Genomic DNA, 14,272 nt, shown 5'->3' on the forward strand with positions numbered 1-14,272 from the left:
CTTCTCTACTGCACGAGGCTGGCTGTGCTGGACGCGACCTTGATGAACAGGTCCGTCAGCGCCGCGGAGATATCGCCGCCTGTTTGAACATGGGCATAGAAACCGGGCGAGGCACACGCCTGGAGGTTTTGCGCGATCTTGCCGGTTGAGGAAGTAGGCTGGTTATACTTGTGAATCCAATCCATATACCAGTCATTGGTTTTCTGGATGCCGGTATTGGGATCGGCGATGAGCTGTAGATACTCCGTGTAGAGGACGGCGATCTTGATGCCGCGGTTCTTGATGGTCGTGCACATCGTCGTGTCGAGCGGCTGCTGGCATCGATTGTTGGAGGCGAAGCTCGCGTTGGGGCAGGTCGTGGAGATCTTGTCTTCGACGCCGTCGGTGACGAGGAATACCACTTGCTGCGGCGTATCTCCCGCCGCGTTGCTCCCAAGCCCGGGCGTGGGCATGACGTCGTTGAGGCTCTTGAGCGCGCCTGCGATGTTCGTGCCATTGTCGGTCTTACAGTTGGTCTTCACAACAACGCAGTTCTGGTAGGCGACTGGCATCAGCGAGATGCTGGAAACCTTGGTTCCGGCGAGGGTCGGGGTGGTCAGCGTGGCCAGTGTGTTCAAACTCAAGTCGAACGTGTAGAGCGCCGCCTTGTAGGTGGTGTTGTTCAGCGCCGCCATGCACTGCATGACGCCCCCCGAGATGCCGGACTGCGGGCAGTTCGACCATGAATTGAGCAACTGATTGACGGCATTTGTCACCAGATCAATCCGTAAAGTGATACTTCTGTTTCGCGCGATCGTGAGGTTATCGTATTTCCCGCCGTCGTGGGCGATATCGGTCTGATGACAAGCGAAGCCGCAATTTTGCGAGGCCGTTGCCGACTGATACGCGGAGGCGGTGTACTTGATGAGATTGCTGATGTCGCTCGCGGTCGCGCCGATCCCCATGGACGGCGAGTCATCCATCAGCAGATAGAAATTCATGTTGGGCGCGCTGGACGCCCGCGCCGTGGCGGATCCGTTGACCTGCCAGGTCTGCTTGCCGAGAACACCGGGGAAATTATTGATGGACTGCGCGGTGTAGGACACCGTGATCGTGCGAGCGAGACCGGTATCAGTGACGGTGACCGTCGGCGTCGGGACCGAAGACAGGCCGGGAAGATTCGCCTTCGCCGCGAAAACGGCTTCCGCGGTCGCCTTGACCACGGCCGTGTCACTCTGCACCAGCATCGCCGGCCGCACGGCTGCGATCGCGGCGGCGTCGGCGGCGGCGTTCAACTGCTCGCGCTTACGCAAAGCCAATGTGTAGTCGAGCGTCATGCCCAAAAGAAAGATGATCGGAACCATCGTGAGTGCGAAGATGATGGCGACGTTGGCCTTCCGATCACTCCCGAAACGGAGCACTGCGCGGCGGAGCATGACCTACATCCTGATTGCCGTCGTTACGGCAAAAAACTTCCCTGAAATCTCGTGATGGGAGAGGCCGCAGCATTGCTGCGATCACCCCCACATCGCAGGCTGCAATATGCTTTTGGCCTTCTTAATCAAGACTTACGGGCGATCGACAAACATGGACCGCAACAAAGTGCGATATATCGTATTGAGAAAGCATCATTAACGTCGCTTAAACGCGATCGCAGAGATCGACGGTTAACGGAATCATGCGCAAGGTGCCGGCGGGTACACGACGTGCACCGGCAGACGAAGAGCGCGTCAGGCGCGCCTGGCGCGGACGGCGGCTCAAACAAGACCCCCGAAAACGCCCCCATGAACTGCAAAAAACGCCCTGATTGCCGGGCTTTCCGGGCCAAGAATGCGCACCATCAAGCGGGCGCTCGATCCGAGAGAACATCATGAATCCCGGCAAGGGTGCTCGGCCCGGCGCCAACAATTGGTCCAGCGTGGGAGGGTCGCAAAGATGTTGCGACCCGTCCGTGGTCTTGTCGAGCGTGGCGTTAGCTGTCCTCAAGCCACCGAACCGCCACGGGGATTGACGATCGTATACCCCCGCAATGAACGTGCGTGGATTCGCGTCGCGCGCCCGCCCGAGTTGGCGTCATAGGCCATCCAGACGTCGCCCCCGAGGTGCTGCTCCAGGACGAAAACGTGTCCTCGTCGTGCAGCAACCATTCCTGGTGCGGGTGATGTCCGCGGAAAGCGCAGCCAGTTGGCCGCAAGATTCAATTCCGGCACAATCCGGCCAAACACGCGCAGCGCAGCGCCACAGCCGCAGAAGGACGAAGGACAACCGGCCGGACGGCCACCGACAATGCGAGCGCTGGAGACACCGGAGACGGTCGCCGACGTGGCGGTGCCCCCCGCATCAGTTACCGTCAGTTGCGTCGAGCGGTAGGCTTGCAGCGAGGACCTGGAAACCGGTGAAGATCTGGAAGCTGACAAGGATCGCGAAGTCCGCTCGCGTCGCGTCTGCGAATACGAGAAGTCGCAGGGCATGGTGACATTGCATTCAGGAGCTTGATGAAAGCGATAAGGCCGTGCTTCCGATGCGACAGAACCAAGGACAATGAAGAGGCACGCAGAAAATACTTGCTTGAACATTGCAGGACTCCAAATGAGAAACCCTGCCCCGGATCATGAGAAACAAATACAGTTTGGCTGAAATGGGACTAAAGGCCGGCTGAAAACCGACTGCATTACGCGACACGGCCGGCAATCGTCATAGCCTACACGTAGCGACCGAGATGATTAACTCGCGGCGCACGAATGCCCGCTCAGCGCGTCAAGCCTGCGGCATGCAATCAAGTCAGATTCGCATTTGGAGCGTTGCGAGGGCAGACCTCGCTGCCGCTCACTGCATCATCGCGGCCGCGATCTTCTCCGCCGACATCAGGACCGGGAAGTTGGTATTGGCGCACGGCACCACCGGGAAGATCGAGGCGTCGACGACGCGCAGGCCCTGGATGCCCTTGACGCGGCCCTGACTGTCGACCACCGCCATGGGATCGTCGGCCCGGCCCATGCGGCACGAGCAGGAGGCGTGCCACACGCCGATCGTCGCCTTGCGCACGAAGGCTTCCAGCGCCTCGTCGTCGTTCATCACCTGGTCGAAGGTGAAGCCCTCGACCACGAAATTGTCGATCATGTAGTGACGCAGCGCAGCCGGCCCGTCCATCAAGGCTGCGGCGATCGTGGTGAGGATTCTGTTCCTGGTGTTGACCACGCCGATCTTGCGGACGCGGTCGGTATAGGCGGCAGGGAACGGCTTGTCCGTCACCTTCCTGACGACGTCGCTCATCTGCACCGCCGCCATCTTGCGGAAGCCGCTCATCAGGCGATCGAGGTCGCGCCGGTCGGACAGCAGGTTGAACTCGACGATCGGCTCTGCCGAGGGATCGCGCGAGGCGAGCTTGACCTGTCCGGTCTCGGAATAGGTCTTGTTGACGAAGGTCAGGAGCGAGCCGATCTGTGCGCCGACGGCGTGCCAGGCCGATTTGCTGATGACCACGACGAACATGTCACCCTTCGGCACATCAGGCAGCCCGGACGAGTAGCGCAGGCCGAGCTGCATGTGGCGCCGGGTGTGCCCGTTCATGCGGGCGCCGCGGCGGACAAAGGACGACAGCGAGATCGAGGGATGATCCATCAGGCGCTGGCCGACGCCCGGCAAGCCCATCAGCACAGGAATGCCCATGTCCTTGAGGTCGCCGACCGGTCCGATACCCGCGCGGAGCAGATGCGCCGGCGAATGGATCGCGCCGCTGGAGAGAATGATCTCGCGTCCGCGGAATTCCTGCTCGCGTCCGTCAACCGTCGCCTTCACGCCGACGCAGCGCGTGCCTTCGAACAGCAGCTCTTTGACTTGCGTGTTGGTGGAGATCGTGAGGTTGGTACGTTTGCGGGTGTCGCGGTCGAGATAGCCCATCGCGGCCGAGACGCGCTGCTCGGCCTGGTTGGAATGCGTCACCGGAAAATAGCCGTCGACGAACTCGCCATTCTGGTCGGGCACGAATTGATGCCCGGCCTGCTGGAAGGCTTGCGCGAAGGCCTGCGAGTGCCGCGTCCAATGCTCCTGCGGGATGCGGCGCACCGGAATCCGGCCGTCCTTGCCGTGATACGGTCCGTCGAAGTCGAGATCGCGCTCGACCTTCTTGAAGAAGGGCAGCACATCGGCCCACGACCACCCCTCGGCGCCCCGCGCCTCCCATTCATCGTAATCGGTCGGCGCGCCGCGATTGGCCATCTGCCCGTTGATCGACGAGCCGCCGCCCAGCACGCGCGCCTGTTCGTATTTGCGTAAGGGGGGACGCGATTCGTTTGGATTGTTGTGACTGACGACCTGCGTCGTGACCTTGAGCTCGGTCCAGTGAAAGCGGGGATCGAAATAGGCCGTGCCGGGATAGCTGTCCCTGATCTCGGCCGGTTCATTGCCCGGTGGTGTGTCCTGCCCGGCCTCGCACAGCAGGACCTTGTTGGCGCTTCTAGCGGAGAGCCGGTGGGCCAGCACGGACCCCGCCGAGCCGCCGCCCACGATGATGAAGTCGTACACGATTGGCGTTTCCTGTTGTTCTTGTTGGCGGAGCTTAGCTCGTTATTGTTTTGTCGTGGAAGTGTCTTAGATGCTGTCGGTGCCGCGCCTCGTGTCCCGGACGCGCTGCAACGCTTCAAGCGTTGCGGCGCTGAGCCGGGACCCAGGAGGCTCCGAGTTCGCGTTGAGATGGTCCCCGGCTCTGCAGCGCACCGCTGAAGGAGCGGCGCGCTGCGTCCGGGGCACGAGCATCATGTCCTGGCACGAGGATGCTACGGCCGGATCGAAAAGTTCTCCGGCGGCCCCGGCTTGCGCAAGGGCTCCGCCAGCCGGGCGAACTCGCACAGCAGCGACCGCGTCTTCCTGGGATCGATGATCTCCTCGACCCAGAATTTCTCGGCCGAGCGGAACGGCGAGCGCAGCCTGTTGAGGCGCTCCTCGATCTCCTTCAGCTTGCCCGCCTTGTCTTCCGCCGCATCGATGTCGGCACGGTAGGCGGCTTCGATGCCGCCTTCGAGCGGGAGCGAGCCCCAATAGGCCGACGGCCAGGCATAGCGGATCGAGAAGCGGTCGGCGGGTTGATGCACGACGCCGGCGACGCCGAAGGCGTTGCGCAGGATCACGGTGCACCAGGGCACCGTGGTCTGGTTGACCGCGGCCATGGCGCGCACGCCGTGGCGGATGGTGGCCGCCTTCTCGGCATCGAGACCGATCATGAAGCCGGGGCAATCCATGAGATAGACGACCGGCAGATGGAAGGTTTCGGCAAAGTCGACCCAGCGCACCACTTTCTGGCAGGCATCCGCGGTCCAGGAGCCGCCATAATGAAAGCTGTCGCTGGCCAGCAGGAGCACCGCCCTGCCCTCGAGCCGAGCGAGGCCGACAATGATCGGCTTGCCGAAATTCCTGGCAACCTCGAAGAACGAGCCCCTGTCGACGACGGACTCGATGATCGGTCGCATCTTGTAGACCTGCTTGCGGTTGCGCGGCACCGCATTCATCAGCGCCTCGTCGCCGCGCTCCGGATCGTCGGTGCAGGGCAATGTCGGCGGCAGCTCGTAGACCGATGACGGCAGATAGGAGAGGAAACGCCGCGCGCAGGCAAAGGCCTCCTCCTCGGTGTCGACGGCGTGATCGACCGCGCCGGCGCGGGTCTGAATGTCAGCGCCGCCGAGCTCCTCCTTCGTCAGATCCTGCCCCAGCGCCTTCACCACCGGCGGCCCGGCGACGAACATCGCGGACTTCCGGGTCATGATGGAATAGTGGCTGGCGGCAAGACGCGCCGCACCCAGGCCCGCCACCGAGCCGAGGCCGAGTGCGACCACAGGCACGCGCGACAGATTTTCCGTCGTGAAACGATACCAGCGCGTGCCGCCGATGCCGCCGGGCAGGTTCGCCGCCCCCTTGGTCTCGATGGTCTTGACCGAGCCACCGCCGCCGGAGCCCTCGATGATGCGGACGATGGGCAGACGGAAATCGTGCGCCATCTCCTCCGCCATCAGCGGCTTGGCGGAGATCGATGCATCGGCCGAGCCGCCGCGCACCGTGAAATCGTCGCCGACCACGACGACGGTGCGGCCGTCGACGCGCCCGCGGCCGAACACGCAGTTGGCCGGCGTCAGTTTCTGCAGCTCGCCGCTGGAATCGTACTCACCGATGCCGGAGACGGCACCGATCTCGTGAAAGCTGCCTTTGTCGATCAGCTTGTCGATACGCTCCCGAACAGTCAGCCGGCCCTGGTCATGCTGTCGCTTGACCTTGTCAACGCCGCCCATCTCCCGCGCGAAGGCTTCGCGCCGGGCGAGCTCGTCGAGTTCCGGCTTCCAGTTCATTCACTCCCTCCGAATTGATCGGCTTGTTATTGTTGTGCACGGCCATGGCGACCGGTTTACGCGAGATACGGTTGCTGAAGGCGTCGCCCTCCGCGCCTTCCATCAGGCTGCCGAGCGAGCGGCCAAGCTGCAGCATCAGCGGGGCGACTTCGGCATGCAGACGCTGTTCGTCATACATCGCGGCCAAGAGGCCGATCGTGATGACGACGAAGGTCTGGTATTGCGGCGACCAGATCGGTACCGCGAGGCCGTTGATGTGCGGGCTCCAGAGGCCGCAGGCCACGACATAGCCACGCTCGCGCAACGACTGCCTGTTGGCCTCGATGCGAGGCTTGAGCATCTTCGCCGCCTCGGGCGCTTCGCGCTCCATCTCAGCGATGAAGGCATCGCCGACTTCCGGCGATAGTGCCGCCGTGTAGGCCGCGCCTGCTGCGGTCGAGGCCATCGCGATGCGGCTGCCGGTGCCCTCGTGTAAGCCGAGTGCAGAGGGCGAGCGCGCGAACTGGAGATAGACGAGATGGAAGCGATCGGGGACGACGAAGCCGACGGTGCCCGGCAATTGCTCGGCCACTTCCTGCAGCCGCTGCCGGATCATGCTGCGCAGCTGTGCACCCTTCATCATCGAGGCACTCATCGCCACCGCGCTCGGGCCGATGCGATATTTCTGATCGCGCGGCAGATAGACGAGCTGGCCCATGCGGGTCAGCGTGTGCGTGAGCCGCGACACCGTCGAGCGCGGCAGACCGCAGCGGTTCGAAATCTCGAGATTGCCGAGCCTCGCCTCGTGGCCCTCGAAGCATCGCAACACGTCGAACGCGCGCGAGACCACCTGGATGACATCACCCTCACCGGCATCGCCAGCGAGCGCACCTTGCCTACTCAACCGCTCCGAACGTCGTCCCATGATCCCTACCGTTATGTTCCGCTGTGCGGAATTAAATTCCACTTGCAGACGACGCTACCTCAGGCATTTTGCGACGACAACAAAAAGGCGATGGCATGCCAGAAATTAAGATCGTCACGGAGATCGCGGGACGCGTCTGCGCAACTCCCGTGCAAGTTGGAGGAACCGTCGCGGATGGCGATGACGTTGTAGTTGTCGAAGCAATGAAGATGGAAATTCCGGTGCCCTCGCCCGCGAGCGGCACAATCACATCGCTTCTGGTGAAGCTCGACGACGTCGTTGCCGAGGGACAGGCGATCGCGATCGTCGCGAACTGACTGTATTCTTCGCGGTTTCCGTGACAATCTGTCAGGCTCATTCCCGAATGCTCGGTACGGCGTTGCCATCGCTTGATCGCGGTGACATGATCTGTTGCAAACAAAACGTTGTTTCAAACAAAGAAAGAAAATCCTCACAAGCAAGCGAGGATCATTGGAGGGAAACATGCTTCGTGGGCTGCTCGTGCTCGCGCCTGCCTTGGTGGTGGGCATTTCTTTTGCGTCTACACGCTATTCGTTCGCCGAAGACATCAAGCTGCCGGCGACATTGACCTTCACGGCCTATGACACCGGAACCGCCGGCTTCAACATCGCGGTCGGCGTCGGCAAGATGATGAAGGACAAGTACGGCACCGATGTGCGCGTGCTTCCCGCAGGCAACGATGTCGCCCGCCTCGCGCCGCTGCGCGCCAAGCGCGCGGCCTCATCGGCGATGGGATCGGGCACCTACTTCGCGCAGGAAGGTGTGTTCGAGTTCGGCTCGAAGGAATGGGGGCCGCAACCGCTGCAGACCCTGCTCTCGACCGTCGACTGCAACTGCGCCTCGCTCGGCGTCGCCGCCGACACCGGCGTGAAGGAGCTGAAGGACCTCAAGGGCAAGCGCGTCGGCTTCGTGGTCGGCTCGCCAGCGCTGAACCAGAACTCGCTCGCGGTGCTCGCCTTCGCCGGGCTGACGCAGAAGGACGTCAAGGCCGTCGAGTTCGCCAGCTACGGCGCGATGTGGAAGGGCCTCATCAACAACGACGTCGATGCCGCCTTCGGCACCACCATCACCGGCCCTGCCAAGGAGGCGGAGACCTCGCCGCGCGGCCTGATCTGGCCGCCCCTGCCCGCCAACGACAAGGAGGGCTGGGCGCGCATGCAGAAGGTCGGCTCGTTCTTCTTTCCGCAGCTTGCGACCTGCGGCGCCGGCATCTCGCCGGAGAAACCGGTCGAGCTCGGCAACTATCCCTATCCGATCTTCGTCGCCTACGCCTCGCAACCGGCCGATCAGGTCTACGCAGTGACCAAGGCGATGATCGTGAACTACGACGCTTACAAGGACTCCGCGCCCGGCGCCGGCGGTCTCGCCGCCGACCGCCAGACCAAGAACTGGGTGGTGCCGGTGCATCCCGGCGCGGTGAAGGCGCTGAAGGAAGCCGGGCAATGGAGCGATGCGCAGGAGGCGCACAACAACCAGCTGATCAAGCGGCAGGAGGTGCTGGCAGCCGCGTGGGCCGATTACGGCAAGTCCAATCCAGCGTCGGAGGACAAGGCGTTTCTCGACGGCTGGATGAAGGCCCGCGCGACAGCGCTCGCCAAGGCCAACATGCCGAACGGGTTCGAGGAATAGTCGCACAATGGGATTGTCGGTTGCCGGACCGCGGTGCGCCCCCTCTCCCGCTTGCGGGAGAGGGTTGGGGAGAGGGTGTCTCCACGGTGGGACTCCCCCAGAGTAGAGAACCCTCACCCGCCGCTTCGCGGCGACCTCTCCCGCAAGCGGGAGAGGTTTCGTCGCCCGCGGCGCGAGCGATTCAAACAACTGTCGTTCGCCTGATCTGCACAGTAGCCCACGCGCGGGATCAATGATGTCTTCCTCCACCACCACCGCCCCGCAAGACGAGACCAAGCGGGTCGTGTTCGACGATCCGCATGGCGCCGCCGCCAACATGCAGGAGGCGGAGGTCACGCGCGTGCGCACACTTCGCGGTGCCTGGCGCTGGGCGCTGGTCGTCGCGACCGCGGCGACGATCCTGCTCTGCATCAATCAGCAATTCTCGCTGCGCTTCTTCATCGGCTACACCCAGCTCAACACGGAGTATTTCTATCTCCTGATCGCCTTGATGCTGCCCTTCACCTTCCTGATCTTTCCGGGAACGTCGCGTGCGTCGCTCGATCGCATTCCCTGGTACGACCTCGTCCTTTTTGTCGCGACCTTCGCGGCAGCGCTCATGCTGATGTCGAACGTGCGCAAGGCGGCGGAGGCCGGCTGGGAATTCGGCGGCGCGCCGACGGGCGTGATCGCCGCCGGCCTCGTGATGTGGGGAATGCTAATGGAGGCGCTGCGCCGCACCGGCGGCTGGAGCCTGCTGCTGAGCGTTTTGCCCTTCACGGTCTATCCGCTGTTCGCCGAAGCCGGCTGGCTCGGCCCGTTCCGCGGCACTCAATCGACGCTGGAACAGGCGACCGCCTATCACGTGCTGTCGGGCGAAAGCCTGCTCGGAATTCCCATCCAGGCCTTTGCCGACACCGTCATCGGCTTCCTCGTATTCGGCACCGCGCTGATGATGACCGGGGCCGGAAAATTCTTCATCAACCTCGCCTTCGCGCTGTGCGGCACCTTCCGTGGCGGCGCGGCGAAAGTCTGCATCTTTGCCAGCGGCCTGCTCGGCATGATGTCGGGCTCGATCATCTCCAACGTGCTGACCGCCGGCACCATGACCATCCCCGTCATGAAGAAAAGCGGCTTCCGCGCCTCCTATGCTGCCGCGATCGAGGCCTGCGCCTCGACCGGCGCGGTGCTGGCGCCGCCGGTGATGGGCGCCACCGCCTTCGTGATCGCGCAGTTCCTCAATGTCAGCTACGCTGACGTCGCAATCGCCGCGATCATTCCGGCGGTGCTCTATTACATCGGCCTGTTCATGCAGGTCGACGCCTATGCGGCCCGCCACAAGCTGAAAGGCATCCCGCGCGCCGAGCTGCCGCGGATCATGGATACGATCAAGGACGGCTGGTACTACGTCTTCGTCATCGCGCTTTTGATCGTGATGCTGCTTTACTTCAAGCGCGAGAGTCACGCGCCGTTCTACGCCACCGCGCTGCTGCTGGTCCTCAACCAGTTCTTCTCCAAGGACACGCGCTGGACGTTGGCGACGATCGGCAAATTCCTCGAGGTGAACGGACGCACCTTCGTGGAGCTCGTCGGCATCCTCGCCGGCTGCGGCCTGCTGATCGGCGCATTCTCGATGACCGGCGTCGTCTCGAGCCTCGCCAACGACCTCCTGCACATCGCCGGCGACAACGCCTTCCTGCTGCTCGGCATGTGCGCGCTCACCAGCCTCATTCTCGGGCTCGGGCTGACGACGACGGCCTGCTACATCTTCCTGGCCATCCTGGTCGCGCCCGCGCTGGAGAAGCTCGGGCTCAACCGCATGGCGGTGCACATGTTCATCTTCTACTGGGGCATGCTGTCGTCGATCACGCCGCCGGTCGCGATCGCCTCGTTCGCGGCCGCGGGCATCGCCGGCTCGCCGGCGATGAAGACCGGGTGGGAATCGATGTGGGTCGGCAGCATCATCTATTTCCTGCCGTTCTTCTTCGTGCTCAATCCGGCCCTGGTGTTGCAAGGGCCGAGCCCCTATCTCGCCGGCCTCGGCCTGATGGGGCTCGCCGCCTTCGGCACGCTGTTCATCTGCGGCGGCATCCAGGGCTACCAGCCCTTCGTCGGCGATCTCCGCGGTGCCGGCGCGCTGGAATGGCCCATTCGCGTGCTGCTCGTGATCGGCGGTTTCGTGGTGGCGACCCCCGGCGGCGGGATCATGCCGCTGTCACAGATGCAGGTGACCTTGCTGGGCCTTGCGATCTTGCTGCCGACGATCTTGATCGCGCTTCTTCTGGTCCGACGCCAGCCTGTGATGCCGGACGGGTTGCGCGTGCCTTAATTGCGTTGCACAAGTGCGGCGATGAAGCCGCACCTGTCCGCCGCCTCCGCCTGGACCCGCTCGAAACCGCCTTTGCTGCGGTTCCTGGACAATTGCCTCAGCGAATTCTCCGCCGAGACCTCGGGCCATGTCGCCGACTACATTCCTGAACTCGGCAAGGCCGACCCTGCCTATTTTGGCATCAGCCTCGCCACACTGGACGGCCATGTCTATGAAGTGGGCGACAGCCGGGTACCCTTCACCATCCAGTCGATGTCGAAGCCCTTCGTGTTCGCACTGGCGCTGGACCTGCTCGGCGCCGGCAGGGTCGAGAGCGCGATCGGCGTGGAGCCATCGGGCGATCCCTTCAACTCGATCCGGCTCAATTCCGAGAACCATCCGTTCAACCCGATGGTCAATGCCGGCGCGATCGCCTGCACCGGGCTGATCTACGACAGCAAGGGCGTGGAGGCCTTCGAGCAGATTCGCACTGCGCTCAGCCGCTTTGCCGGACGCGACCTCGCGCTCGACGAGGCCGTCTATGCTTCCGAAAGTCAGACCGGCGACCGCAACCGCGCCATCGGCTATCTGCTGAAGACCAATGCGGTCATCTCGGACAATGTCGCCGGTGTCCTCGACGTCTATTTCCGCCAATGCGCCGTGCTGGTCACCGCGCGCGACATCGCGGTGATGGCGGCGACGCTCGCCAATCGCGGCATCAATCCCGTCACGGGCGAGCAGGTGCTCAGCGCTTACGCGATCTCGCGCACGCTCTCGGTGATGACGTCGTCGGGCATGTACGACTATGCGGGCGAGTGGATCTACCGCATCGGCATTCCTGCCAAGAGCGGCGTCGGCGGCGGCATTTTGGCCGCCCTCCCCGCGCGTCTCGGTCTCGGCAGCTATTCACCGCGCCTCGACAAGCACGGCAACAGCGTGCGCGGCATCAAGGTCTGCGAGGCGCTGTCCTCACATTACGATCTGCACATGCTCAACCGCAGCGACGACGCGCGCAATGCCGTCATCGCCGATTACGACATCGGCAAGAGCCCGTCGCGCCGCGTGCGCCGCCCGCAGGAGCGCGAGATCCTGGCGGCACACGAACAGGAGGTGCGGATCATCGAGCTGGTCGGCACGCTGTCGCTGTCGGCCGTCGATTACGTCTCGCGGCGCCTCGCCGGCCGGCCGCGGCCGCAATTCGTGATCTTCGATCTGCACCGCGTGACCTCGACCACGCGTGCCGGCGCGCGGCTGGTCGCAGAAGCGTTCGAGGAACTGGCTGCGCTGAATGTCACGGTGGTCTTGTCAGGCGTCCGGCGCGCCTCCAAGGAATGGAACACGTTGCGCGAATGGACCGCCGAGTTGAAGAACGTGCGCGACTTCTTTCTGCTCGATACCGCGATCGAATGGGCCGAAGACCAGATCGTCTATCGCTACGGCGGCTCGATCGATTTTCACGAGACCACCGAGCTTGCCGAGCAGCCCCTGCTGGCGGGGCTGAGCGAGGAAGAGCTGACGGATCTCGCTTCGCTCTGCACCGTCAGGACCTATCAGTCCGGCGCGAAGATTCTCACGACCGGCGATCCTGCGGATGCCCTGTATTTCCTGCGCAGCGGCGCGGTGCACGTCACCTTGCCAGACGGCATACGGCTGGCGACGCTCACCGCCGGCATGGCATTCGGCGAGATGGCACTGCTGGAGGCAACGCGTTCTGCCGACGTGTCAGCCGACATGGCGGCAACCGCATGCGAAGTGTCGCTGAAGGATTTCGAACGCTTCCGCAAGCAGCATCCACGCGCCAGCGAATGCATCATGCGCAACCTCGCCCAGCTGCTGGCCGACCGCCTGATCGTCGCCAACGCGAAGGTGGATATTCTGACGTCGACGTGAGCGGTAGGCATTCATTCCCATGAGATCGTCATGCCCGGGCTTGTCCCGGGCATCCACGTTCTCCGTGCTGCGTGGCAAGGCGTGGATGGCCGGGACAAGCCCGGCCCATGACGCTGTGGAAACTGTCGGTGCCTCAGCCGACGCCGTTTGCTCAGCGGCTCGCAGCTTCGCTGATGCGTCGCTTGATCTTGGCAGCACTGGCATCGAGCAGCGCGGATGGCTGCTGGCCGGTGGCGGCGCACAGGCAGGCCCAGTAATAGACGACATCGCCGAGCTCTTCGACGAGACCCGCCTTGTCGAGCCAATCGTCGCGCAGGAGCTTCTTGATGTGGTCGGCGACCTCGCCGGATTCACCGGCAAGGCCAAGACCGAGATAGGACAACCGCTCGTTGGACGGATGCTCGTCGACTTTGGCAACGCCAGCGGCCCAAGCCGCATATTCATCGATCGTCATCGACTTCCCTCGCCGCTTCTGTCTGATTAGCCCACCACTTCCGTGACCGGCTGGAGGTCGATCTCGAAGGTCTCCAGGAATTTCGAAGTCATGATGTAGAAGCCGACCGAGAGCTGCAATTCGACCAGAGCGGCCGGCGTCAGCTTCGACGCGATCGCCTTGAACGTCGCGTCCGTCGGCTTCTTCAGCTTCACGACCTCGTCGGTAAAGGCGAGCGCGGCGCGCTCCACCTCATCGAAGCAGGACGCCGCCTGCCAGTTCTCGAGCGCCTCGTTCTGCTCGTCGGTGACGCCGACGTTCTTGCCGATGCGCTTGTGCGCGACGATCTCGTACGGCGCCTCGCACAAGATGCCGGTGCGGGTGATCGCGAGCTCGCGCACGATGGGATCGAGCTCGCCCTTGTGCCTGATAGCGCCACCGAGGCGGCAATATTGCTCAAAGTAACTCGGCGAATGCGCCATCATCCGAAAGATGTTGGCATGACGGTTCTTGTCGAGGATTTCGCGGGTGCGGTCGGATGCCTTGGACGGGTCGCTGTACGGGATGCGGGCCATGATTTTCCTGAAGTTTTCCCTGAGCTTTTGATGCTTCTTGTCGCCACCGGCGAAAGTTCCCGAAGACTCTATTCGCGGGCGGACGCAGGAGCAACATCATCGAGTCAAATTGCCGCCGCATTGCTGATCGACCCTGACACTGTCGATATTCGCCGCGTGGGGACAAATCGCGGCGGATACTCGCAAGGGGTGTTCCGAGTAAAAACAATTGGCCATCAT

11 protein-coding genes are annotated in these 14,272 nt (G+C 63.3%); 4 read left to right on the forward strand and 7 right to left on the reverse strand.

Features of this window, described 5'->3' with window-relative positions; genetic code table 11:
• Positions 1–5: 5 nt before the first annotated feature.
• From IVB23_RS04225 to IVB23_RS04245, 5 genes are all read right to left on the reverse strand, one after another.
• Positions 6–1,415, reverse strand: coding sequence for a pilus assembly protein TadG-related protein (locus tag IVB23_RS04225; RefSeq protein ID WP_247802545.1), 1,410 nt, complete (start codon positions 1,413–1,415; stop codon positions 6–8).
• A 546-nt stretch (positions 1,416–1,961) separates the two neighbouring features.
• Positions 1,962–2,555 carry a hypothetical protein gene (locus IVB23_RS04230; RefSeq protein ID WP_082821892.1) on the reverse strand — a complete coding sequence of 198 codons (594 nt, stop codon included), beginning with the start codon at positions 2,553–2,555 and terminating at the stop codon, positions 1,962–1,964.
• 250 nt (positions 2,556–2,805) lie between these two features.
• Complete coding sequence (locus IVB23_RS04235) at positions 2,806–4,503, reverse strand: GMC oxidoreductase (protein ID WP_247802547.1); 1,698 nt, start codon at positions 4,501–4,503, stop codon at positions 2,806–2,808.
• A 251-nt stretch (positions 4,504–4,754) separates the two neighbouring features.
• Entirely contained in the window at positions 4,755–6,314 is a 1,560-nt protein-coding gene (locus IVB23_RS04240; RefSeq protein WP_061876789.1) for a carboxyl transferase domain-containing protein, read from the reverse strand.
• A complete protein-coding gene (locus IVB23_RS04245; RefSeq protein ID WP_061876790.1) occupies positions 6,244–7,218 on the reverse strand; it encodes a helix-turn-helix domain-containing protein in 975 nt (324 codons plus the stop codon). The genes IVB23_RS04240 and IVB23_RS04245 overlap by 71 nt, the downstream gene beginning before the upstream one ends.
• A 95-nt stretch (positions 7,219–7,313) precedes the next feature.
• Here IVB23_RS04245 and IVB23_RS04250 point away from each other — a divergent pair, with 95 nt between their 5' ends.
• From IVB23_RS04250 to glsA, 4 genes are all read left to right on the forward strand, one after another.
• Positions 7,314–7,535: an acetyl-CoA carboxylase biotin carboxyl carrier protein subunit gene (locus tag IVB23_RS04250; protein WP_028181345.1), complete on the forward strand. Its 222-nt coding sequence runs from the start codon at positions 7,314–7,316 to the stop codon at positions 7,533–7,535.
• 166 nt (positions 7,536–7,701) lie between these two features.
• Entirely contained in the window at positions 7,702–8,868 is a 1,167-nt protein-coding gene (locus IVB23_RS04255; protein ID WP_247802549.1) for a TAXI family TRAP transporter solute-binding subunit, read from the forward strand.
• 232 nt (positions 8,869–9,100) lie between these two features.
• On the forward strand, positions 9,101–11,176 hold the full coding sequence (locus IVB23_RS04260) for a TRAP transporter permease (protein ID WP_247802551.1): 2,076 nt from the start codon (positions 9,101–9,103) through the stop codon (positions 11,174–11,176).
• A 21-nt stretch (positions 11,177–11,197) separates the two neighbouring features.
• On the forward strand, positions 11,198–13,045 hold the full coding sequence (glsA, locus tag IVB23_RS04265; protein WP_197965911.1) for a glutaminase A: 1,848 nt from the start codon (positions 11,198–11,200) through the stop codon (positions 13,043–13,045).
• A gap of 151 nt (positions 13,046–13,196) precedes the next feature.
• Here the strand turns inward: glsA and IVB23_RS04270 are convergent, their stop codons facing one another.
• Positions 13,197–13,499 carry a nucleoside triphosphate pyrophosphohydrolase family protein gene (locus tag IVB23_RS04270; protein WP_061876794.1) on the reverse strand — a complete coding sequence of 101 codons (303 nt, stop codon included), beginning with the start codon at positions 13,497–13,499 and terminating at the stop codon, positions 13,197–13,199.
• Positions 13,500–13,525: 26 nt separating this feature from the next.
• Positions 13,526–14,053 carry a carboxymuconolactone decarboxylase family protein gene (locus IVB23_RS04275; RefSeq protein ID WP_197965910.1) on the reverse strand — a complete coding sequence of 176 codons (528 nt, stop codon included), beginning with the start codon at positions 14,051–14,053 and terminating at the stop codon, positions 13,526–13,528.
• Between the last annotated feature and the right edge of the window lie 219 nt (positions 14,054–14,272).

This window comes from Bradyrhizobium sp. 191 (genome assembly GCF_023100985.1).
In the GTDB taxonomy this organism is placed as follows: domain Bacteria; phylum Pseudomonadota; class Alphaproteobacteria; order Rhizobiales; family Xanthobacteraceae; genus Bradyrhizobium; species Bradyrhizobium diversitatis.

Bases quoted from the DNA above. Each gene is read 5' to 3' on its own strand.
- IVB23_RS04275 (WP_197965910.1), bottom strand. From the start codon at position 14,053: ATGGCCCGCATCCCGTACAGCGACCCGTCCAAGGCATCCGACCGCACC.
- glsA (WP_197965911.1), top strand. From the start codon at position 11,198: ATGAAGCCGCACCTGTCCGCCGCCTCCGCCTGGACCCGCTCGAAACCG.
- IVB23_RS04245 (WP_061876790.1), bottom strand. From the start codon at position 7,218: ATGGGACGACGTTCGGAGCGGTTGAGTAGGCAAGGTGCGCTCGCTGGC.
- IVB23_RS04250 (WP_028181345.1), top strand. From the start codon at position 7,314: ATGCCAGAAATTAAGATCGTCACGGAGATCGCGGGACGCGTCTGCGCA.
- IVB23_RS04255 (WP_247802549.1), top strand. From the start codon at position 7,702: ATGCTTCGTGGGCTGCTCGTGCTCGCGCCTGCCTTGGTGGTGGGCATT.
- IVB23_RS04225 (WP_247802545.1), bottom strand. From the start codon at position 1,415: ATGCTCCGCCGCGCAGTGCTCCGTTTCGGGAGTGATCGGAAGGCCAAC.
- IVB23_RS04270 (WP_061876794.1), bottom strand. From the start codon at position 13,499: ATGACGATCGATGAATATGCGGCTTGGGCCGCTGGCGTTGCCAAAGTC.
- IVB23_RS04230 (WP_082821892.1), bottom strand. From the start codon at position 2,555: ATGTTCAAGCAAGTATTTTCTGCGTGCCTCTTCATTGTCCTTGGTTCT.
- IVB23_RS04240 (WP_061876789.1), bottom strand. From the start codon at position 6,314: ATGAACTGGAAGCCGGAACTCGACGAGCTCGCCCGGCGCGAAGCCTTC.
- IVB23_RS04260 (WP_247802551.1), top strand. From the start codon at position 9,101: ATGATGTCTTCCTCCACCACCACCGCCCCGCAAGACGAGACCAAGCGG.